General features: G+C 67.3%; 18 protein-coding genes. 8 read left to right on the top strand and 10 right to left on the bottom strand.

Annotation, left to right across the window (positions count from 1 at the left end; genetic code table 11):
• Positions 1-23: 23 nt before the first annotated feature.
• Genes AC1DCZ_RS15120 through AC1DCZ_RS15110 form a run of 3 tightly spaced genes read right to left on the bottom strand, consistent with a single transcriptional unit; the run spans position 24 to position 5,907 of the window.
• Positions 24-3,494: an ATP-binding protein gene (locus tag AC1DCZ_RS15120; RefSeq protein WP_476975325.1), complete on the bottom strand. Its 3,471-nt coding sequence runs from the start codon at positions 3,492-3,494 to the stop codon at positions 24-26.
• Positions 3,491-4,432, bottom strand: a complete 942-nt coding sequence (locus AC1DCZ_RS15115) for a DUF4194 domain-containing protein (protein WP_476975324.1) — start codon at positions 4,430-4,432, stop codon at positions 3,491-3,493. Before AC1DCZ_RS15115 ends, AC1DCZ_RS15120 begins: the two co-directional genes overlap by 4 nt.
• 2 nt (positions 4,433-4,434) lie before the next feature.
• Positions 4,435-5,907 (bottom strand): DUF3375 family protein, encoded by a 1,473-nt coding sequence (locus AC1DCZ_RS15110; RefSeq protein WP_476975323.1) that lies wholly within the window; start codon positions 5,905-5,907, stop codon positions 4,435-4,437.
• Between the two features lie 153 nt (positions 5,908-6,060).
• Between AC1DCZ_RS15110 and AC1DCZ_RS15105 the strand changes: the two genes are divergently transcribed.
• The 4 genes from AC1DCZ_RS15105 (at position 6,061) to AC1DCZ_RS15090 (ending at position 10,105) form a co-directional block, all read left to right on the top strand.
• The gene (locus AC1DCZ_RS15105) at positions 6,061-6,438 is read left to right on the top strand and encodes a PepSY domain-containing protein (RefSeq protein WP_476975322.1); all 378 of its coding nucleotides are present in this window, start codon (positions 6,061-6,063) and stop codon (positions 6,436-6,438) included.
• Between the two features lie 188 nt (positions 6,439-6,626).
• A complete protein-coding gene (locus tag AC1DCZ_RS15100; protein ID WP_476896407.1) occupies positions 6,627-6,929 on the top strand; it encodes a hypothetical protein in 303 nt (100 codons plus the stop codon).
• A 66-nt stretch (positions 6,930-6,995) separates the two neighbouring features.
• Positions 6,996-8,996, top strand: coding sequence for an acyl-CoA dehydrogenase family protein (locus AC1DCZ_RS15095; protein WP_476975321.1), 2,001 nt, complete (start codon positions 6,996-6,998; stop codon positions 8,994-8,996).
• A 209-nt stretch (positions 8,997-9,205) separates the two neighbouring features.
• On the top strand, positions 9,206-10,105 hold the full coding sequence (locus tag AC1DCZ_RS15090) for a hypothetical protein (protein WP_476975320.1): 900 nt from the start codon (positions 9,206-9,208) through the stop codon (positions 10,103-10,105).
• A 24-nt stretch (positions 10,106-10,129) separates the two neighbouring features.
• Here AC1DCZ_RS15090 and AC1DCZ_RS15085 read toward each other — a convergent pair whose 3' ends face one another.
• Positions 10,130-10,570 (bottom strand): YchJ family protein, encoded by a 441-nt coding sequence (locus AC1DCZ_RS15085; RefSeq protein WP_476975319.1) that lies wholly within the window; start codon positions 10,568-10,570, stop codon positions 10,130-10,132.
• Positions 10,571-10,798: 228 nt separating this feature from the next.
• Here AC1DCZ_RS15085 and AC1DCZ_RS15080 point away from each other — a divergent pair, with 228 nt between their 5' ends.
• From AC1DCZ_RS15080 to AC1DCZ_RS15065, 4 genes are all read left to right on the top strand, one after another.
• Positions 10,799-11,377 (top strand): hypothetical protein, encoded by a 579-nt coding sequence (locus AC1DCZ_RS15080; protein ID WP_476975318.1) that lies wholly within the window; start codon positions 10,799-10,801, stop codon positions 11,375-11,377.
• Positions 11,378-11,418: 41 nt separating this feature from the next.
• Complete coding sequence (locus tag AC1DCZ_RS15075) at positions 11,419-12,423, top strand: aldo/keto reductase family protein (protein ID WP_476975317.1); 1,005 nt, start codon at positions 11,419-11,421, stop codon at positions 12,421-12,423.
• 5 nt (positions 12,424-12,428) lie between these two features.
• Positions 12,429-13,283, top strand: coding sequence for an SDR family oxidoreductase (locus tag AC1DCZ_RS15070; protein ID WP_476975316.1), 855 nt, complete (start codon positions 12,429-12,431; stop codon positions 13,281-13,283).
• A 113-nt stretch (positions 13,284-13,396) separates the two neighbouring features.
• On the top strand, positions 13,397-14,512 hold the full coding sequence (locus tag AC1DCZ_RS15065; protein WP_476975315.1) for a sulfite oxidase: 1,116 nt from the start codon (positions 13,397-13,399) through the stop codon (positions 14,510-14,512).
• 3 nt (positions 14,513-14,515) lie between these two features.
• On the opposite strand, the gene AC1DCZ_RS15060 is transcribed toward AC1DCZ_RS15065, so the two are convergent.
• The 6 genes from AC1DCZ_RS15060 to AC1DCZ_RS15035 form a co-directional block, all read right to left on the bottom strand.
• Positions 14,516-15,397, bottom strand: coding sequence for a cytochrome c oxidase assembly protein (locus AC1DCZ_RS15060; RefSeq protein ID WP_476975314.1), 882 nt, complete (start codon positions 15,395-15,397; stop codon positions 14,516-14,518).
• 46 nt (positions 15,398-15,443) lie between these two features.
• Positions 15,444-16,163 carry an SGNH/GDSL hydrolase family protein gene (locus tag AC1DCZ_RS15055; RefSeq protein WP_476975313.1) on the bottom strand — a complete coding sequence of 240 codons (720 nt, stop codon included), beginning with the start codon at positions 16,161-16,163 and terminating at the stop codon, positions 15,444-15,446.
• A 141-nt stretch (positions 16,164-16,304) separates the two neighbouring features.
• Positions 16,305-17,081 (bottom strand): SDR family NAD(P)-dependent oxidoreductase, encoded by a 777-nt coding sequence (locus AC1DCZ_RS15050; protein WP_476975312.1) that lies wholly within the window; start codon positions 17,079-17,081, stop codon positions 16,305-16,307.
• 82 nt (positions 17,082-17,163) lie between these two features.
• Positions 17,164-18,966: a DUF4389 domain-containing protein gene (locus AC1DCZ_RS15045; protein ID WP_476975311.1), complete on the bottom strand. Its 1,803-nt coding sequence runs from the start codon at positions 18,964-18,966 to the stop codon at positions 17,164-17,166.
• 112 nt (positions 18,967-19,078) lie between these two features.
• Positions 19,079-20,134: a zinc-dependent alcohol dehydrogenase family protein gene (locus AC1DCZ_RS15040; RefSeq protein ID WP_476975310.1), complete on the bottom strand. Its 1,056-nt coding sequence runs from the start codon at positions 20,132-20,134 to the stop codon at positions 19,079-19,081.
• A complete protein-coding gene (locus tag AC1DCZ_RS15035; RefSeq protein WP_476975309.1) occupies positions 20,131-20,460 on the bottom strand; it encodes a hypothetical protein in 330 nt (109 codons plus the stop codon). The genes AC1DCZ_RS15040 and AC1DCZ_RS15035 overlap by 4 nt, the downstream gene beginning before the upstream one ends.
• Positions 20,461-20,755: the final 295 nt, after the last annotated feature.

The raw sequence follows: 20,755 nt of genomic DNA, 5'->3' as shown, positions 1-20,755 counted from the left end.
CCGCGTTGCTGTGGTTTGGCCGGTCAGCGGAGGACTATGTCCACCGGATTCGCCTCGGACCGCCAGCTGCCCTCGGTGCCCGGGCGCGGACCGATCACCGGCGCCGTGAGGACGCCGGAGCGGTTGGTGCGCTTGTCGCGCAGGATCTCCGTGACGGAGCCGAGGTGCCGGCTGAGGTCGATCACGTTCTCCGGCGCGGCCAGGAGCAGCTGGAAGCCGAACTCGTGCAGCGCCTTGATGCCCGCGCCGGCGAATTCCTCGGAGGCCAGCACGAACGCCTCGTCCATCATCACGGTGCCGTATGTGGTGAAGCCCTGCTCCGCGATGCCCAGCTGGTAACTCAGCGCCGCGGCCATGATGAAGGCGGTGAAGCGCTGCCGCTCGCCGCCGGACATGGAGCCGGTGTCCGCGTGCATGAAGACTTCAGCCTTCCGGGAGCCCTTCTTCGGCCCCGGCACTTCACGGTGTTCCTTGCACTGGATGAACAGGTGCCCGCGGACGTCCAGGACTTCCGCACGCCAGCGCCGGTCCTCCGGTGTTTGCGAGCCGAGCCGCTTCACCAGCGTTTCAAGGGACTTGTAGCGGTTGGTGAGTTCGGCGTCGTCGTCTGTCTCCGCCCCGGACGCCGCCGCGGCTTTCCCGGGCCGCGCGTGCCGGACCTTGAGCGCGTTCTGGATGGCGTCCTTGAACTGCTTCGCCGTGGCGGGGAGCGTCTGTTTGATGTCCAGTTCCAGGAAGCTGCCTTCGTGGAAATTTACCGCGGACAGGATGCCGTTGAGCGGCAGGATGCGGCTCGTGATCGAGCGGCGTTCCTCGTCCAGCAGGTGCAGCAGCGTGCTGAAGGATTCGTGCGTGCGCTGATTGAAGAATTGCCGGAACTCGGCCTCCTGGGCGGGTAGCCCGTCGCTGACGATCGCGTGGTAGCGGGATTCGAACTCCCCCGCGGCGCCGATCGAGGTGCCGTGGTCCGCGGAGATCGCCGTGCCCCATTCCCGGACAAAGCCCTCGAAGATGCGCGTCAGCCGCTCCGAGGTGGCCTGCCCGCGCGACTCGGCCGCATGGAGCTCGGCCAGGAGCCGGGTGCGCACCTGGTTGGCGAGGTTGTCGAGCTCGTGCATTTGAAGGACATCGCCGAAGGCGGCGAAGTACGGCTCCAGGGCAGCGGCGGTGGATTCCGACGGCGGCGACTGCTCCAGGCGGGCGCGCGCGGCGTCCAGCAGGGAATCGGCAGCCATCAGCTGGGAATCGAGGGACTTGTATTCGCTCTGCAGCACTGCCGCGGCCTCGGTGCTCGACTGGTGCTTCTGCCGGGCGGCCTCGATGTTGGCGCGCAGTGGCTCAAGGTCCGCCTGCGCCGCGAGGGCATCCTTGAGCCGCTGCCCGATCTTCGCGAGCTCGTCCGCCGCGACCGCCGCCGAAACCTGTTCCCAGGGGCGGTGGTCCTCGGCGACCCTGCGCAGGGCCTCCAGCTGCCGGGTCATGCCCTGGTGCGATTCTTCGCGGCTCCGGGCGAGTTCGGCCGCCTTGGCCAGTTCCTGCTCCAGGTCAGCCACCTGCGCCGCCACAAGGTCGAGCTTCGCGGCGTTGTCGAACCCGAGCACATAGTCCTGGCGGCCCGTGAAACGGTCGTCTTTTTCCACCGTGTGACGGTTGCGCTTGACCACACCGCCCAGGCTGAGGCCCTTGTCCAGACCAGCGAGCTCGTCCGGGTCCTCCACGCAGGGGTAGGCGAAATCGAGGGCAATCCGCTCGCGGATCCAGGTGCTGGCCTCGGCCAGCGCGTCCGCGTGGGGGGCGACGTCGGTGAGGAAGCTCAGTTTGGTCAGCAGTTCGCCGTCGGCGGCGTCCTCCACGGCCAGGGCGCCGCCGGACAGCGTCTTGGACACGTCCACCGCGCGCAGCGCCCCCCGGACGGAATGGTCGTTGAGGTAGCGGGTAACGGCGGCGAAGTGCTCGCCCGGGACCAGCAGCGTCGTGGCCAGGCTGCGCAGGGCGCGCTCTGCGGCGGGGCGCCACTGCTCCTGGCCTTCGGCGAGGTCGATCAGCTCACCGCCGAAAGGCATGTGCTCCTCAGGCACGCCGGTGGCCGCCGCGATCGCGGCCCGGTTGTCAATGCTCGACGGCGGCAGCAGGGACTTGCGCGTCTTCAGCGAGACGAGCTCCTGCTGGGCCGCGGCAAGCTCCCGCTTTCTGGTCGCATGGCCGTCGAACGCCTCGAAGCGGAGCTCCTTAAGCGCCTCCGAATCATCCTTCAGTTCGGCAGATCGTGCCGCCGCGTGTTCGTGGGCCTGGTCCCAGCCGGCCGCCGACCATTGGAGTTCCAGCCCCGCGTCCGAGAGCGCCTTGCGTGCCGATTCCTCCACCTGTTGGCGAAGCTTGAGCCCCACCTTGGCGTTTTCGAGCGACTGTTCGATCGCCGAAATCGCGTTCCCGCCCTGGTTGTTGTAGTCCGACTCGAGCTGGCGGAGTTCCTTGGCGAGACCGTCACGGACGCTTCGTTCCGTGCCAAGTTCCTTGGCCTTGGCCTGGGCCAGCCCGCGGAAGCGCTCCAGCGTTTTCTCGTGGACCGTGACGGCCAGTTGCTGCCTGTAGGCTTCAAATTCCTCGCCGCCCAGGTCCCGCAGCCGGTTGGCATCCAGCAGGGACTGGGCATATTCCCGGTTCAGCCCGGGGACCGGCGCCAGCTGGTCGCGCTGTTGCCTGACGTCCTCGAGACGCTGCCGGATGGACATGAGGTTGCTGAATTCCTCCACCACGTCATCGGCGGCGGCCAGGGTGGCGGGCGCATCGAGGACCTGGTCGCGGAAGAAAGTATTGACGCTGCCGCCAAGGCCCTTGCCTGCCTGGATCACCCGAAGCAACGGGAGGGCCTGGTCCGAGTTGATCCCGAGCAGGCGCCGGAAGCGTTCGGCGAAGGCTTTGTGGACGTCGAAGACCTGTGCGTCAGGGAAGAGCGTGTCCAGGGCGGACTTGGTGAACCGCTTATCCGCGATGCCCTCGATGGCCGGGAGGTCCAGCGGCTTGTTGTCGATCAGGTAGTAGCGGCCGACGCTGGATTCCGTGCCGTTCTTGGGGAGATCGAACAGTGCCGAAACGGTCACCTTCGTGCCCGCGGCGTTGTCGAAGGTCAGCGCGACGGCGGACCAGGTGGCGCCGGGGCGCTGGAAGGCACTGGCCGAGCCCTCGCCGACGGCCTTGTCCCCCACCTTGCCGCGCATGTACGTAAACGTGGTGCGCTTGTCCTCCACCGCACCCCCGGCCCGCTGGGCGGCAGCCTCGTTGGAACGCGGCCGGGCGTCGAACACCCGCAGCATGGCGTCGAACAGCGTGGACTTGCCGACGCCGGAATTGCCGGTCAACAGGGTACCGTTGCGGTCCACGTGCATCGTGTGGGCTCCGTGGAATGTCCCCCAGTTGACCACTTGGACGAGGGCGAGGCGCATTTGGCCGGGATTGGTGAGCTCACCCATCGGGAGCATGGTCGCGATGCTCACTGGGCGCCCCCTGCTTCCTCAGTGTGGTCGCCTTCAGCGCTCAGGCGCGACGACGCCGGTGCCGCCCAGGGAGTGGCATCGGGCCTGTCGGAGCCGGGCGGCTCGCTGCTTGCAGCGGGGCCGCCCGGCGGAGGGGCGGGGGCGGCATCGGCGTCGTCGCCGTCCTCTTCCGCAGAACTGTCGCCGTCAAACTCCAACAAGGGCTCGGTGCCTGACTGGTCGGTGCTGGCGGCGACCAGGGCTTCGATCTGGGCCGGGATGTCGCCGATGTTCTCGAACGGGAGGGCCAGGGGGAGGGCGTTGGAGATTGTGTAGACCTCGTCCAGTCCGGTGGTGATGAGCAACTGGCGGGCCAGGAGCTTGGTGATGGCACGGGTGACGGCGTCGGAATCGCGCAGGGCGTCCTGCTGGCCGGACGGCTGGTAATGGGCCACCAGCTCGGCGATTTCCTCGCGCGTGATGGTGGGGTCGGTCTGGGCTGTGACATGGCGGTCCAGCAGCAGCCGGAGTCGGAGCAGCACGATGGTTTCGACACGGCTCAGGGCACGCTGTTGGCGCAGGATGCTGGACCGGGTGCTGCCGCCGATCGCCTCGGGGTCCACCGGACGGAGCACGGCGACTTTGCGTTCGTGGTCCAGCTGGAGGGTCAGGAACAGCTCGGAGAGACGGCTGCGGAGGATGAGTTGGTTGTCCAGCAGCGTGGTCCACAGCTTCTCGTCGCGGCCGCCGTCGATGTACGGGCCTTTGAGCAGTTTCACGAGCGCCTGGCGGACCTTCATCGGAAGCACGCCGGTGTCACCGGGGAACAGTGCGGCACCGTCCACGAAAGTGTCCCGCGGGGTGACAGTGAAGGGGTCGGCGTGCGCGTGGGCAGCCTCGCCAGCGGATGCCTCGCCAGTGTGCAACGCGCCGCGCGCTTCTTCGGAAAGTTCAGTCATGTTCAGTCCTTCTTCAGCGTGACCACCGGCAGGTACGCCGTGCGGGTGGTGCCGTCTATCTGTTCGAAGTCGAGGGGGCCCCAGGCGTCGCGGTCGAAGCCGGCGCCATCGTGGAGGGCATGCGAGAGCAGTGCCCGGATGGAATTGATGTGGCGTTCCTCGGCCGGCAGCTGCCCCCACGCCTCGGCGAGGGACGAGGCGCCCGCGAGCGCAGCCCGGAGGAGCTCCGGCTTAGCCTTGCCGGTCCGCGGCGAGCGCGCGCGGTCCGAGTCGGAGAATGCGATCGGGTCTGCGAGCTTGGGTGGTGCCGCGAATTCGTCCGGATCGAACAGCTTCACCATCGCCAGGGATTCGAAGCCTGCGTTGAAGAGGACAGGGCCGCGGACCAGGCCGGGGCGTTCGCGCTCGTACGGCAGGGACCGGATCGCTTGTTCGGCTTCGCGAAGCACCTTGCGGAGCCTGACGGACTGGCGGAAGTCGTCGCTCTGGACGTAGGTGTTCAAGCTTTCGCTGAGCTTGCCGTAGATCCTCTGGATCTGGCTGTGCTGGGTTCGGAGCTCCGCGACGAGGTTCTTCAGCGTTTCGCGGTCCTCGTGGGTGAGCTCGTCCGCGAACTGCCGGCCCAGGACCTCGCCGATCGCGGACCGGAACCGGAGCTGCTGCTGCGGGTCCTCCAGGAACGCGGTGAAGGAGCGGAATGTCCTGCCCTCGGGGCTTTGCCGGAGCCGTTTGTCCGCCTCGAGCACCTGTGCCATCGTGGCGCCCTTACTGAGGGACTCCTCGATGATCTGGTTGCGGAGCTCCCCCACGAGCTCTTCAATCCGGTCACGCATCTTCTTGTAGTCGGCCGGCAGGCTGGCGGCGAGGTCGAGGATGTTGCCGGCGGCCTCAACGGCCTCGTCGTCGTCAAGCAAGCCGTCGAAGTCACCGGCGCTGATGTCCTCGATCAGCTGGCGCCTTTCGCCGATCTCCTCTTCGAGGGACTCGAGCCGGGCGCTCCGGTCCGGGTTCGTCTCATTGGCGAGTTTTTCGACGTCGCCCAGCAGGGTCCCGAGCCGGGAGCCGTTGAGGGTGGACCGTTCGCTGGAAAGACTGTCGAGGAAGGCGAGGACGCGGGCCGCGGGCTCGGTAACCTCGTAGACGATCTGGCCCGACTGGTTGCGACGGGTCAGGAAGTTCTTGCGGGTCCATTCGTCCGCGTATTTCTTTCCGGAGGGTGCGCCGCTGGCCGACCCGCCCTGCTGCTCTCCCGCGCCGGGGGCCTGGCGGCGGAGCTGCTCAAGGAAGGCGTCGACGTCGGCGTGGAACTGCTCCAGCGGCAACTGCGGCCGGGTGCGGGTGAAGGAGGCCTGGAGCACGGCAATCACCCACGGCGCGGAACGGGTGAGCGCCCAGGCCGGTCCCTTGGTGAGGAGTTCGAGATCGCGGAGACGGGCACTGATGGCGTCGGCCGAGGACACAGCGGAACGGGACACGCGCTCTCCTTCGGCTGCCTTGGGGATGTTGGTGGGCAGCGGATTCGAAGAAAACTGCCAGCTACAAGGTTAACGCAGGCTCAGTCCGCATTAGTCGTTGTCTGCACCCTGGTTCCCGAGCACACTGGAACCACAACGGGAGCGGAGGCCGCCATGCGCAGAAAAATGGAGTGGGTCACCGGGGCGGCGTCGGCAGCCGTGGTGCTGGGCGGTGCCTGGGTCGCGGTCGCCGCCGTCCAACAGCCCGCGCGCGATCGGCTGAGCCCAAACGCGCTCGTCGTCACGGTGGGCGGCTTCGAACTGGAAGACTACCTTGACGGCTCCGACCAGCTCGGCAGGGGTGACCGGGAGAAGGCGACCAGGGCCGCGCTGGCCATGGTCGGCCCTGGACGCGTCACCGAGGTCGAACGGGACGGGGACTCGGGCTCCACCTACCAAGTGGAGGTACGGCTGCCCGACGGGTCAGAAATCGACGTGGCGCTTGGAGCCGACTTCCAGATCCCGAACGCCGGCGCCTCCGTACGCGACTGACGCCGTCATTCTCCTGTGACGCACGTGGTTGGTGAGGTTTCCGCAACCGCTCCGTGACCTACGCTCCGGTAGCATTTCGATCCCATATCAAGAGCCCCGGCGCGCCCCTTGGACTCTGGTTGAGCCTGCCTCCGGCACCCTACGCTCGGGCTACTGAATCAGCCGAAGCAATGGTGCCAGGGGGAAGAATGCAGCTCGACCTAAGCGCAGTGGAAACGGGAACCATGGTGTTCATCGGAACTCTCGTGTTCGGCTTGGTGATAACCCTTTTCATGACGACGGCGGCCGTCGGGGCGCTGCTGCTGGTGGGCGCCGCCCGGCTCGCGTGGCTCGTCGTGGCGCGCAGCCTCGTGGGGCTGGTGCACGGTATCAATCACGCGTGGGACCGGTTGGTCCACCACGCGTCCACGGTGGAGCTTCCGGGCGACTTTTCAGGGCAGCCGTCCCCTAGTACAGGCACCTACCCGCGGGTAGTATTGCGGGACAGCTGAAGGGTTCTCCACCCACGGCGGACCCAGGGCTCGAACTGCCGGCTAACCGGTTAGAGGAGATGCCCGATGAGCTCCGCCATTGAAGATCCAGCCACCGATAATCCAGCCGCGGCCGTTCCGGCGACATCGGAACACTTCGGCCACGACGCCACCGCCGCCGATGCCCGGGCCGTCGCCGAGGCCGCCCGTGAGACCGTGTGGGACCGGCCCAGCTTCGCCAAGGGGCTCTATCTTGGCAGCTTCGATCTGACGCTGATCCACCCCTGGCCCGAAGCCCCCGCGGACGACGTCGAACGCGGCGAGGCTTTCCTGGCCCGGCTGACTGAACTCTGCCGCACGATGTCGGGGCGCACGATCGAACGGGACGCCCGGATTCCCGACAAATACCTCCAGGGGCTCGCGGCGCTTGGCACGTTTGGGATGAAGATTCCCCGGGAATATGGCGGCCTGGGCCTCTCGCTGGTGTACTACGGCCGCGCGCTGGCCCTCCTGGGTTCCGTCCATCCAAGCCTCGGCGCCCTCCTGTCCGCGCACCAGTCCATCGGCGTTCCGGAGCCCGTCAAAGTCTTCGGCACGCCGGCCCAGAAGCAGGAGTACTTGCCGCGCTGCGCCGCGGGCGCCATCACCGCGTTCCTCCTCACCGAGCCCGACGTCGGCAGCGACCCCGCCCGGATGGGCAGCACCGCTGTCCCTGCAGACGACGGCGAATCGTACGTCCTGGACGGTGTGAAGCTCTGGACCACGAATGGAGTGATCGCGGAACTCGTCGTCGTCATGGCCCTGGTCCCGGCACACACCGGCGCCGACGGCACGGTCCACAAAGGCGGCATCAGCGCGTTTGTGGTGGAAATGGACTCCCCCGGTATCACGGTGGAGAACCGCAATGCCTTCATGGGGCTCCGCGGCATCGAAAACGGCGTGACCCGCTTTCACCAGGTCAGGGTCCCGGCGGCCAACCGGCTCGGGCGGGAGGGCCAGGGCCTCAAGATTGCCCTCACCACGCTCAACACCGGCCGGCTTTCGATTCCCGCCCTCTGCGTCGCCTCCGGACGGTGGAGCCTGAAGATCGCCCGCGAATGGTCCAACGCCCGAACCCAGTGGGGCCGCCCTATCGGCGAGCACGAGGCCGTTGGCAAGAAAATCGCCTTCATCGCGGCCAGCGCCTTCGCCCTGGACGCCGTATTTGAGTTGTCTGCCGAAATGGCCGACGCCGGGCAGAAAGACGTCCGGATCGAGGCGGCCCTCGCCAAGTTATGGTCCACGGAGATCAGCTGCCGGATTGCCGATGAGCTCGTGCAGATCCGCGGCGGCCGCGGCTTTGAAACGGCAGATTCCCTCGAGGCCCGCGGAGAGCGCGCGGTCCCGGCCGAGCAACAGCTCCGCGATCTGCGGATCAACCGGATCTTTGAGGGGTCCTCGGAAATCATGAAGCTGCTGATCGCCAGGGAGGCCGTGGACGCCCACTTGGCCGTCGCGGGCGATCTTGCCTCGGAGGACGCCAGCCTGTCGGACAAGGCCAAGGCCGCGCTCGGCGCGTCCGGTTTCTACGCGAAGTGGCTGCCTAAGCTTGTGGCTGGGGCCGGCATGGATCCGCGTTCCTACGGTGGCTTCGGCCGGTTGGCCAGGCAGTTGCGGTTCGTCGAACGCTCGTCCCGCCGGCTCGCCCGGCAGACCTTTTACGGCATGGGACGCTGGCAGGCCAAGCTCGAGCACAAGCAGGCGTTCCTGGGCCGGATCGTGGACATCGGCGCCGAGCTGTTCGCCATGGCGGCCTGTTGCTCGCGGGCGGAGATGCTGCTGCGGACCGCGCCTGAACAGGGCGCGTCGGCCTTCGAGCTCGCCGAGGCCTACTGCGAACAGGCCCGCGTCCGCGTGGAGGAATATTTCGACCAGCTCTGGAGGAACACCGACGACGGCGACCACGTCCTCACCCGCAAGGTCCTGGCGGGCGAGTACGAGTGGCTTGAAGCCGGAGTGCTGGACCAGTCGGAAGGTACCGGTCCGTGGATTGCCGACACGAGTCCCCGGGCATCGGTGAAGGAGGACCTGCACCGGAACTACCGCTGACCGGCCGCCCAGGGAGTCCCGCCGCCTACCGGATCGGCTCCCACGCCGACCGATCCGGCGCCGGCACGGCACGGAATGGATAGTAAGCATCCTTGCTAACCGCGTTCAGGCCGTGGTTAGGTGGACGCGAGGCCGGCATGCTGGTCTCCGTCTTGCGGTGCCCGGCTCAGACAATGAGTTCGGGTCATTCAGTGAAAGTGAGCAGTTCCATGAGCAGCACAACAGGCCCCGAAGACCGCACACCCCGACGCGCCCCCGGCGAGGAGGGGACTGCCGCCCAGGAGGCCCGCATCCACGACGCACGCCAGGACGCGGCGCGGGAGCCGGTGCGCGGTCACCGGGCGGACGAAACGCAGGCCATTCCGACCGCGACCACTGAAGTCCCGGCCACCGGGGTTCCGGCGACTGAGGGACCGGCGGCGACCCGGGCCCACGCCCACGTCACCAACGAGGCGCCCGTAACAGCTGTGCGCCACGGCGAGCCGGTCAACGCGCCCGTCCGCGAGAGCGTCGTTGACGAGGTTCCCACCCGCGAATCCGTGGTGGCCCGCGAGAAGGAGCAGTTCGGCGGCATCAAAATCGGTTCCGCCTTCTTCGGCTGGCTCGCAGCCACCGGCACCGCTGTCCTGTTGACCGCGCTGGTCGCGGCCGCCGGCACGGCCGTGGGGCTCGCCACCAACACCGATGTCAACGCGGCGGTGAACCAGGCGTCCAACAACCAGACGGTGGGACTCGTCGGCGTGATCGTGTTGCTCGTCATCTTGTTCGTCGCCTACTACTGCGGCGGCTACGTCGCCGGGCGGATGGCCCGCTTCAACGGCGCCCGCCAGGGCTTCATGGTCTGGATCTGGGCGATCATCGCTGCGATCGTCGTCGCCGTGCTCGGCCTGGTCGCCGGACAGCGCTACAACATCCTCGCGAACCTGAACAGCTTCCCGCGCATCCCGGTCAATGAGGGCCAGCTGAATACCATGAGCATCATCGCAGCCGTCGTGGTGGCTGTCGTCGCCCTGATCGGCGCTGTGCTTGGCGGCCTCGCGGGCATGCACTTCCACCGCAAGGTGGACCGCGCCGGATTCACACCGGTCGAAACCATCGAGGACCGCTAGGCCGGGGAACCCAAGAACGGCTGGCTAGCCCGGCGCGACGGCGTCCAGGTAGTACCAGCGGCGGTCCTGGCGCACGAATCGACTGGTTTCGTGATGGACGCCGCGTTCGCCGTCGTGCCGGAAATGCGCCGCGAACTCCACAATTCCGTCGCCGTCCAGCGGACCGCCCCTGCTCGTCGAGAGGATATCCAGGCGGCGCCACTGCATGGCCGGATCGAACTCCAGCACCGGCGGCCGGGTGTCCGGATGCCACGTCCGAAGCAGGTAGCCGGCGTCCAGCACCACGAAGGCGCTGTACCGGGAGCGCATGAGTTGCTCCGCCGTCGGCGCCTGCGCATCACCGCGGTGGAACCGGCCGCAGCAGTCGGCGTACTGCTCACCCGAGAGGCACGGGCACCGTCCCTCATACGCCGTGCCGGACGGATGGTTTTCCGGCTCAAAACCGGCTGCTGCGGCGTGCGTCACTCTGTGTCCTTCCGGCGGGCCGGACGGCGCCGGCGGGGCTGCTTCCGACTATAGACGGCTGCCTCCGCAGCGCTGACGCGTGCTGCGCGGTAACAGCTTTGACACATCTTCCCCGGGGCCGCCGATGCCTGCGTGTCCGCGCCGAAAAGTCCGTATTGTTAAGAAGGTTCCCGCCGGCCAAGATCATTGCGGCAGGGACCCCGCTGCAGGCTGGCCAGGAGAGGTGAAATGGAAGATCCGACAACCATCGCGCTGAACCTGACCTTTTTCGGGACCCTGGGAGTGGCGCTCGTCATGTTCCTCGGGCTCTTCGTCGTTTTTGTCGCCACCCTCGTGATCGCAGGTGTCGGGCGGCTGGTGGCCGTCACGGCCATGGCCCTCGCCCGGGTCCTCGGCAAGAGTCCCGAGCGCCAGCCGGAAAAGACCCCCAAACCGGCGAAGCCGGCCCGCGCCGGCAAGGCCGCCAGGAACGAACCCGCGCTCGCCCCGGAATGGGCCGCTGCCGTGGCCCGGGCAGACGCACGCGCGGCCGCCAAGGCCAAATCCGAAGCAGCACCGCCCGTCAAGGTCTCCGTCCGGAACCTGCCGAGCCCCAAGGCTCCGGTGCAGGACATCAAAGAGGTGTCACCACTCGTGGAGTCGGCCACGGACCAGAACGGCAAGCCCGGCACCCCCGCCCGCGCCTTCCAGAAACCCCCGATGCCTGCAGCGAAGTCCCTGCTTGACACCGGATCGCTTGTTTCGCTGCCCGGCCGGCTGCCGCTCGTGAAGGACAAACCGCAGGTCCACGAACGCAAAGCCGGCTGAGGCCCTTACTCCGGGAAGGCAAGTCCGCTACGGTGAAACCCATGGAATTCAGATACCTCGGGAACAGCGGCTTTAAGATTTCGGAAATCACGTTCGGCAACTGGCTGACCCACGGTTCGCAAGTGGAAAACGACGTCGCCACCCAGTGTGTCCGGGCAGCACTCGACGCCGGTATCAGCACCTTTGACACGGCGGATGTCTACGCGAACACGGCGGCGGAAACGGTCCTCGGCGAAGCCCTGAAAGGTGAGCGCCGGCAGTCGCTGGAAATTTTCACCAAGGTCTTCGGCCCCACCGGGCCCAAGGGACACAACGATCTCGGGCTGTCGCGCAAACACATCATGGAGTCCATCGACGGCTCCCTGACCCGGCTCCAGACCGACTACGTGGATCTGTACCAGGCCCACCGCTACGACTTCGAGACACCGCTGGAAGAGACCATGCAGGCCTTCGCGGACATCGTCCGGCAGGGCAAGGCGCTCTACATCGGCGTCAGCGAGTGGACCGCCAACCAGATCCGCGAAGGCCATGCCCTCGCCAGGGAACTGGGCTTCCAGCTGATCTCCAACCAGCCGCAGTACTCCATGCTGTGGCGGGTCATTGAGGCCGAGGTGGTTCCGACGTCGGAAGAGCTGGGCCTGTCCCAGATCGTCTGGTCCCCGATGGCACAGGGCGTCCTGAGCGGCAAGTACCACCCGGGTAAGCCGGCCCCGGAGGGCAGCCGCGCGACGGATGCCAAGGGCGGTTCGAAAATGATCGAGCGCTGGATGTCCAGCGAAGTCCTCACCGGGGTCCAGCAGCTCAAGCCGATCGCGGAGGAGGCCGGGCTGACCATGGCCCAGCTGAGCATCGCGTGGGTGCTGCAGAACAAGAACGTGGCCTCGGCCATCATGGGCGCGTCCCGCCCCGAGCAGATCGCCGGCAACGTGGCCGCTGCGGGCGTGAAGCTGGACGAAGTCATCATGGACAAGATCGATGCGGCCATCGGCTCCTTGGCCGAGCGCGACCCGGGGCAGACCAAATCGCCCGCAGCGCGGGAGGCGTAGGGCCCATGGCTGCCGGGCCCGAGCTCGCCGTCACCGGTTCCACCGGGTACCTGGGCGGGCTGGTGGCCGGCCTGCTGGCCAAGGCTGGCAGTCCGCAGCGGCTCCTGGTCCGGGACGCCGGCCGCGCTCCGGAGCTCCCGGGCGCGGTTCCAGTGGTTGTCAGCTACGGCGACCCCATGCTGGCGCGGTCCTCCGTGGACGGGGTGAAGACGCTGTTCATGGTCTCCGCCGCGGAGGCCGAGGACCGCCGGCAGCAGCATTACACTTTCGTTGATGCCGCGGCCGAAGCCGGCGTCCAGCACATTGTGTACACCTCGTTCTTCGGTGCCGCGCCGGACGCGACGTTCACGCTGGCACGCGACCACTTCGCCACGGAGGAACGCATCAAGGCCTCCGGCATGGACTACACCTTCCTGCGGGACAACTTTTATCTGGACTTCCTGCCGCTCCTGGCCGGCGCGGACGGCGTCATCCGCGGGCCGGCAGGGGACGGCGTGATGGCCGCAGTGGCGCGGGCGGACATTGCCCGCTCCGCGGTCGTGGTGCTCCGCGATCCGGCCCTGCATGTCGGGAAGACCTACGACCTGACCGGGCCGGAGGACATTTCGCTGGTCCGGGCCGCGGAGCTCCTGACCGCCGGGACCGGGAGGACCATCAGATTCGAGAACGAGACGCTCCAGGAGGCCTACGCGTCCCGGGCGTCCTATGGCGCACCGTCATGGCAGGTTGACGCGTGGGTAAGCACGTACACGGCAATCGCCGCCGGCGAGTTCTCCGGGCCGACCTCGGCGGTGCACGAGTTGACCGGCCGGGAGCCCGTGGGCCTGGCGGAGTTCCTGGCGGAGGCGCATCGGCTGTAGCGGCGGCAGGCCCGGTATTGACGGTCTGCGGGCTGCGGCGTAGACCTAAACGCAGGGAAACCGGCCAAATCCGGCCTGGTTTGGAGCAGAACGGCAGCGCCATGCCAAAGCAAATGTCCAAACGTACCCCTGGGGTCCTGCGCCGGCAGACGCAGCGGCTCACGGCACACCCCGGCGAGCCGAGCCACGGTCCGCTCACAGCCGAGGAACTCCAGCTCGCCGCGCGGAACCACTCGATGCCGCTGGAAGCCTTGCAGCGTGAGACCACGCCGCCCGGATTGCATTATGTGCTCAACCACTTCGACATCCCGTTCATCGACGCGGACCACTGGCATCTGCGGATCGGCGGCGCCGTCCAGAGGTCCCTGGAGCTGAACCTCCGTGCCCTGCGGCGGGCTCCGGTCATTAGCGTGCCCGTCACCCTGGAATGCGCCGGCAACGGGCGGTCCCTGCTACGTCCCCGGCCGCTGAGCCAGCCGTGGATGCTGGAGGGCATCGGCACGGCGACGTGGACCGGCGTTCCGCTGGCCTATCTGCTGACCCAGGCGGGAGTCGAGGCTGACGCCGTTGAGGTGGTGTTCACGGGCGCCGATGCCGGGATCCAGGGCGAGGTAAGCCAGCAGTTCGCCCGGAGCCTGCCGGTCTCCGAGGCGCTGCGGCCCGACGTCGTGCTGGCCTACCAGATGAACGGTGCCGACCTTCCGCCACAGCATGGCTACCCGCTCCGTCTCGTGGTCCCCGGCTGGTACGGCATGGCCAGCGTGAAGTGGCTGTCCTCGATCAAGGTGGTGACCAGGCCGTTCGACGGCTTCCAGCAGGCGGTCGCGTACCGTTACCAGCAGGACGCGGACGACGCCGGCACGCCGGTCACGTGGATGAAGGTCCGCTCGCTCATGGTCCCGCCGGGTGTCCCGGACTTCTTCACCAGGCGCCGGGTCCTGCCCGCCGGACCGGTAATGCTGACTGGGCGCGCGTGGTCCGGGGAAGGCGCGGTGCAGCGGGTCGAGGTGGGGATCGACGGCAAGTGGGCGCCGGCCCATCTGGAGCAACCGGCCGCTCCCTTCGCCTGGTGTGCCTGGTCGCTGCCGTGGGTGGCCGATCCCGGCGAACACGAGCTGGCGTGCCGTGCCGCGGACGCCAGCGGCGCCGCCCAGCCCCTGGAGCAGGCCTGGAACTACCAGGGCATGGGCAACAATGTGGTGCAGCGGGTGAAAGTCAGCGTCGAATAGGCGCTAGCGGGCCCGCCGCAGGTGCTCCGCGTTCAGTTCGTCGAGTTGGTCGTCCGTGAGGTCATCGAAGCCGCGGGCCTCGCGTTTGTCGCTCCGGGAAAAGCGCATGAACATCAGGATGATCAGGGGCAGGTCGACGATTTCGCAGATGAACCACAGGACGTCTCCCGCCAGTTGCTGGTCGCGCAGGGCATCCGGGAACCAGCCCACGGCCGACTGCCGCGTAGTCACGTGGTCGAGGACCTGGCCGTTGAGGCGCAACAGGATTCCGGGTACCGCGTCGATGAGCAGCTCAATGAAGACGAAGACGAATTCCAGCGTGATGAACGCGCTGGAACGGTGGAAGTCCGCTTCTTCGATGATTGGAAGCGCCATGAGCATGCCGAGCAGGGGTATGCCGATGGTCAGGAGCGCTTCGGCCACTGGGTCCGTGCGCAGCGTGTAGAACGCCGGTGTGAGGAACGTGGAGAAGAGCGCCAGCCCCAGCAGCGGGGCTGCCATGGAGTTGCTCACAAACCGCACCATGCGGTTGGAGAGCACGCCGTCCAGCCGTGCGATGCCCCGTTCCGCGAGCGCCGCGCGGGCAAGGGAAATGGGCTTCCCCAGGCCGATCAGCAGCGGCACCACGAAGAGCATCAGCGTAATCTTCAGGGTGAAGGCCCACCGGAGCTGGGAACTGTAGGCGCCGGGGAATCCGCATGTGAGGACAGCCAGGGATCCGAGGCCAAGGACGTAGAAAGCCACGGTCCTCCACACGGGCCAGCGGTGCTCCTTGGCCGCCGCAGCTTTGAGTCCGAGGCCGTACAGCACGCCCGAGGCAATGATGATGGCTAAGGCGGTCCAGTCAATCTGCCAGGCAGTGATAACGACGTCGAGAGGCGGCACCGGCTCATGATAGCCGCTCTTCCTTGGAGGGCGCCCGGCCGGCGGGTCACTCCGCAGCCCGTTCCCATTCGGCGGCGGGCTCCGGCGACGCCTGCTCGATGACGGCGGCGATGTGCTCGAGGAGGTACTGCTGCCCGGCGACGGTGGGATGGTCGCCGTCGGGGCCGATCAGGTCCCCGACGTCGTTGCTGATCCATCCTTCCGCGATCGGATCGACAAACTCGGCGCCTGTCGCCTGGGCCGCGGACTTCAGTTGCCCACGGATGTCCAGAAGTCCGGGATCAGGGTCGGTCGAATACGACGGCGGGCCAACCACGATGATCTTCGCAGCGGGGGCCAAAGCCTCCGCGCGGGTGATCGCCGCCGACGCCGCGTCGCCGACGGCACTCGCGGCGTAGCCGAGGTCGTTCTCGGAGCCGAAGAAGACCACGACGCCAGTATCTCCGGTGACAAACTGGTCCACCTGGGTGCCGAAGGTGCCGTCAAGATCGCCGGGCCTGAGGTAACCGCTGCCGTTCTCGGCGGCGTTGAGCACCTGGAATCCGGCGAGGACGGGGTCCGTCCGGATCAGGGCAGGCCAGGCGTGCGCGGGTGAAGTGCCGTGCCCGGTGCTCAGCGAATCCCCGACAACCACCACTCGAACTGCCGGGGCTGAAGTGACAACCGGCTGCGCCGTGCTGGCCGCTGCTGCCGCCAGGAGGCAGGTCACGACTCCCGCCGCGGCAAGCCGGCTGTGGCGCTCCCGTGGCGGCGGGCTGATCCGCATGGCTGCCGCCTCCTGCCTAGGGTTCGTAGGCGCCGGGTCCGGCGCCTGCTCCAGCCATTGTCCTCTTTCGAGTGTTACATCGGTATTGCCGGGGACCGGCTGGTTGGCTGTCCCGGACCGCGCCGACCCTGCTGGTGCCTCCTAGTAGTCCACGATCGCGCCGCTGGAGATGTTGATGGTGGCGTCAGTGATGGCGGCCGCCTTGTCCGACACGATGAACGACGCCACGTTCCCGACGTCGGCCAGGGTGGCGGTACGGTTCAGGTGCGCGGCCTTGGCGATCTCCACCACAATCTCCTCCCGTCCCTCGGTCTGCCAGGGAATGGTCTCGACAATGCCGCCGGTCACCATGGTGACCACCCGAATACCGTTCTTCCCCAGCTCAAGCGCCCACTGACGGCGCAGGCCCTCCATCGCGTCCAGTGCGACCTTGAACCCGCCAAGTCCGGGCAGCGTCTGCGGGCCCGAACCGCCGAACATCAGCACGACGCCGGAGCGCTGCTTGATCATGTGCGCGGCCGCCGCACGGGTGGTGAGGAAATGGGTGCGCGTGGCCAGGGCGATGGGGCGGGTGAAGTCATCGACGTCGATTTTCATTAACGGCTCCTGCACGTCGCCAAAGGAGATCACGTTGAAGGAGATATCGATCCGGTTCTTCTTCGCCACCCGGTCCACGAAGGCATCCACCTGTTCTTCGTCCAGGGCATCGACGACGGCGGTCACGGCCTTGCCGCCCGCCTTTTGGATGTCCCGGGCTACTTTCTCCAGCCGGGACTCCGTCCGTCCCGCGAGGTGGACGAGCGCACCTTCGGCCGCGAACGCCCTCGCCACGGCCCCGCCGATCGCGCCGCCCCCGCCGTAGATCAGTGCGGTCTTGCCGGCCAGCAGGCCGTTGTCCGGGATTCCGTTATTCAGCATGTTCGCCTGCCTCCTGCCGAGGAGTCGTGAATTCCCTCAACTATGTTCTTGCGGAGGGCAGGTGGCAAGAGGGCACGAGGCCCTAGGGGCGCGGCGCGGCTCCCGGTCCCGGCTCAGGTGGACCAGCCTGGCCACCCGTGTCTTCGTGGCTGTCGGGGGCGATGGAGGCGGCCGGGCCGCCGATGCCGTAGAAGCCTGCCGGACCGCCAGGCGCGCCCGGTGAGGCTGACGGGAGGTCCCCGGCAGGACCGCCGTCGAGCGGGCCACCGCCGGGCGGCGGGTACGCAGGAGGTGCAGTCGCCGCTTCGGGCGGCGGAGGGTCACCGTAGGCGATCGCCGGCGCGTCGCCCGGGTCGCTCGGCCCCATGTCCAGATGGAACGGCGGGTATTCGTCGCGCATTAGGGACACGTAGGTGATCACCCGGTAGATCCAGCGGTTCAGGCCAAGCAGGAAGTCGAACAGGCCTTGCCAATACCGGCCGGTGAACAGCAGGACGACTCCGGCAATGAATACCAGCAGCCCTATGAGGGAAACGCCCACTCCTTCCTGCACCCAGTTACCGTCGCGCATGGTCCAGGTCCGCGCCGTACCGGTCAGCACGCCGATGATGAGCAGGTGGGGAATGGCCAACAGCCAGGACTTCACGAGCACCAGCCCGTGGGACAGCCTCTCGGGATAGTCGACGTCGAAATCCGCCGGGTAGTCCGTCCGGGCCAGCGTGAAGGGCGGGTAGATGTCCGTGCCGAGCGCGCTGTAGGAGTAGAAAGCCACCCGCCAGTTCCAGCGGATCACCCCGACGTTGAAGTTGAACAGCGAGCGCGGATAGTGTCCCGTGAACAGGATCGCGAACCCGGCCACGATGGTGGTGACGACGAAGGCGAACCACAGGAAGAACAAGATGATGTAGTGCGGAATAGCCAGGAGCCACTTCACCAGCCACAGCCAGCGGGACAGGTTGGGGTCCAGATAGCCGCTGAGCCGGGCCGGGTAGGCTCTGCCGCCGCCCCCCGGAGGCGCCCCCGCCCAGGCAGGATGGTTCCCCGGAGAGTACGGCGTCGCGCCATACGGCGGGGCCGCATAAGGTTGCGGCGGCCCGGGTAGCCCGGGGTAGGCCGGGGCAGCCTGGGCCTGCATGGGATAGGGCTGGCTTCCGTACGGCTGGTTTCCGTAGGGCTGGCCGGGGTGACGGGGCGGGGACGACTGCGGGCCACCGCGGCCGAGTCCCGCGGCCCCGGCCACGATCAGTGGCACGCCGACCGCCAGGAGGACAAGGCCGCCGATCAGCAGCCCGACGAAGATCGGCCAGAGCAGATCGGAGCGGGCGCCGGCCTGCAGATCAACGGCGACGGGAGTGCTGGCATCGGCATTCATGATGATCACGGCCCAGTCTCCGGAGCGCAGGTCCCACTTGAGCTCCTGCTGCCCGGGACCTGTGGCGGACGCTACCCAGAAGCCCTGTTGCTCGGGCCGCGCCGGGGCCTTGGTGCCGGCGATCTCGCCGTACTGCGCCCGGAAGGGATCAAACCTGACGTCGATGATCTCGGTGTGCTTGACGCCTGCCAGGTACGCTGCCGCGTCGTCGCGGGGGGCGATCCCAATGAAGATATTCTTCCCGGGGTCGGCGGCGGACCCGCGGAGCACAACGCTCCCGGGTATGTCCACGGGAGTCCCCTCGGGCATGCCGCGTCCGGTCATGATGTCCAGGCGCGGGGACGTCAGGGCGTAGGAATCCCCCGAGAAACGCTCCAACGGCGAAGTGAAGTACCCGCCGTCGCGCTGCTGGTAGTTGGCCCACCCCGTCGCGCCCGCGCCCGCCAGCAGCCCCAGGCCCACGAGGGCGCCCAGCGTACCCAGCACCAGCATGACAATCCGGCCTGGTTTCATGGCCGCCGTCCTTTCAGATGGTCCATTTCAAGACTCCGGTCCAGCGCGCGTGCGTGGACCTGCCGTTCACCGGCCCACCGATCTCAGCAGGGTTGCGCCCGGCTTCCGGCTTTCACGCGGTGATCACTACTTTGAGCGCTTTCGTTTCCGCGGCCCGGGCGAAGGTGTCGTAGGCCTCCATGAACTCATCGAAGCTGAAGTGGTGGGTGGCGAAGGTGTCAGCCGGAACTTTCTGCTGCGCCACGAGCTTGAGCAGCATGGGGGTGGTGTTGGTGTTGACCAGGCCCATGCTGATGTTGATGTTCTGGATCCAGAGGTTTTCCACATGAAGTTCCACGGACTTGCCGTGTACGCCTACGTTGGCCACGTTGCCTCCGGGCCGGACGATGTGGGTGCACATGTCGAAGGTCGCGGGGATCCCGACGGCTTCGATGGCCACATCCACGCCCTGCCCGTCGGTCAGGGCCAGCACCTGCTCCTTCCAGTCCGCGGCGCTGGACAAGACGACGTCCGTGGCACCGAATTCGCGGGATTTCTCCAGCCGGTTCGCGTCGAGGTCTATGGCGATGATCGTGGCGGCGCCGTAGAGGCCCGCGGTGGCGATCGCGGCCAGGCCGACTGGCCCGGCACCGATGACGGCGACCGTGTCGCCGGGCTTGACCCGGCCGTACTGCACGCCGATCTCAAATCCGGTGGGGAGGATGTCGGAAAGCATCACGGCCTGCTCGTCACTGACGCCGTCCGGCAGCAGGTGGAGGGAGTTTTCGGCGTACGGGACGCGGACGTACTCGGCCTGGGTGCCGTCGATCAGGTGCCCGAAGACCCAGCCAATGCCGGACTTGCCTTCTTCGCCCAGACAGTGGGAGTAGAGGCCGGTCTTGCAGTTGGCGCAGTGCCCGCAGGACTTGATGCAGGAGATGATGACGCGGTCCCCGACTTTGAGGCTGGTCACGGATGAGCCGATCTCCGTGATGGTTCCAACGCCTTCGTGACCCAGGATCCTGCCTTTTGTCACGGCGGGAACGTCGCCTTTGAGGATGTGGAGGTCCGTCCCGCAGATGGTGGTGGTGTCCACTTTGACGATGACGTCGCTGGGAGTCTGGATCTTGGGATCGGGGACGTCCGTCCAGGATTTTTCTCCGGGACCGCCGTAGACGAGGGCTTTCATGCGTGCTCCTTGGTTTTGAGGATGACTAGCGGGTCCACGAGGCGCAGCCGGCACGGGGTCTCTGAGGCATCGATCCCCGAGTACAGCGACGAGAGTTGCGCACGTTCGCGGAGTTCGTTGATGGCGGCGGCTGACACGCGGGCGTGGGCCAAGTCAATGACGATTTCGTGCCCGGGCAACTTGGCGCTTACCCGGCGAGCGACCACGAAAAGGGCCCGGACGTTTGCCGCTGTGACAACGCCCCGGACTTCGACGCGGGTGGATTCGGCGTCGGCGTCGATGCGGATAAGGACTTTGAGTCGGGGGTCCGGAACGTGGTGATGCATTGACCCCTCAGAGCTCCCTGACGGGTGCCGGCAGTGAGTGGATTCCAAGAACTGGGATGAATTTGCTCATACGGCCGTGGTCTCCTGCCTTTTCCTGCGGAAGCTGGAAAGTGCAAAGCGCCATTTCCTTCCCCAATGCTGAGCGAGACCGGTGTTGAGTTCCTTGACGCAGTTCATCTCCCCAAGGCCGTGCGGGAACCCCCAAATACAGCTTGGCGAGTACATGATTCGGGGGTAAGGGGCGAAAGTCCCTGGTAGTGCTGGCGGGCCCGGATTGTTGCTTGGTCATTCCGGC

The sequence above is a fragment of the Arthrobacter sp. 10N418 genome (assembly GCF_056394725.1).
This window is presented reverse-complemented; position numbering and strand designations above follow the sequence as displayed.

What these genes read in the sequence shown, in the direction of transcription:
- AC1DCZ_RS15115 (WP_476975324.1), bottom strand. Translation starts at nt 4,432, where the DNA reads ATGACTGAACTTTCCGAAGAAGCGCGCGGCGCGTTGCACACTGGCGAG.
- AC1DCZ_RS15105 (WP_476975322.1), top strand. Translation starts at nt 6,061, where the DNA reads ATGCGCAGAAAAATGGAGTGGGTCACCGGGGCGGCGTCGGCAGCCGTG.
- AC1DCZ_RS15100 (WP_476896407.1), top strand. Translation starts at nt 6,627, where the DNA reads ATGCAGCTCGACCTAAGCGCAGTGGAAACGGGAACCATGGTGTTCATC.
- AC1DCZ_RS15095 (WP_476975321.1), top strand. Translation starts at nt 6,996, where the DNA reads ATGAGCTCCGCCATTGAAGATCCAGCCACCGATAATCCAGCCGCGGCC.
- AC1DCZ_RS15090 (WP_476975320.1), top strand. Translation starts at nt 9,206, where the DNA reads ATGAGCAGCACAACAGGCCCCGAAGACCGCACACCCCGACGCGCCCCC.
- AC1DCZ_RS15080 (WP_476975318.1), top strand. Translation starts at nt 10,799, where the DNA reads ATGGAAGATCCGACAACCATCGCGCTGAACCTGACCTTTTTCGGGACC.
- AC1DCZ_RS15075 (WP_476975317.1), top strand. Translation starts at nt 11,419, where the DNA reads ATGGAATTCAGATACCTCGGGAACAGCGGCTTTAAGATTTCGGAAATC.
- AC1DCZ_RS15070 (WP_476975316.1), top strand. Translation starts at nt 12,429, where the DNA reads ATGGCTGCCGGGCCCGAGCTCGCCGTCACCGGTTCCACCGGGTACCTG.
- AC1DCZ_RS15065 (WP_476975315.1), top strand. Translation starts at nt 13,397, where the DNA reads ATGTCCAAACGTACCCCTGGGGTCCTGCGCCGGCAGACGCAGCGGCTC.
- AC1DCZ_RS15055 (WP_476975313.1), bottom strand. Translation starts at nt 16,163, where the DNA reads ATGCGGATCAGCCCGCCGCCACGGGAGCGCCACAGCCGGCTTGCCGCG.
- AC1DCZ_RS15050 (WP_476975312.1), bottom strand. Translation starts at nt 17,081, where the DNA reads ATGCTGAATAACGGAATCCCGGACAACGGCCTGCTGGCCGGCAAGACC.
- AC1DCZ_RS15045 (WP_476975311.1), bottom strand. Translation starts at nt 18,966, where the DNA reads ATGAAACCAGGCCGGATTGTCATGCTGGTGCTGGGTACGCTGGGCGCC.
- AC1DCZ_RS15040 (WP_476975310.1), bottom strand. Translation starts at nt 20,134, where the DNA reads ATGAAAGCCCTCGTCTACGGCGGTCCCGGAGAAAAATCCTGGACGGAC.
- AC1DCZ_RS15035 (WP_476975309.1), bottom strand. Translation starts at nt 20,460, where the DNA reads ATGCATCACCACGTTCCGGACCCCCGACTCAAAGTCCTTATCCGCATC.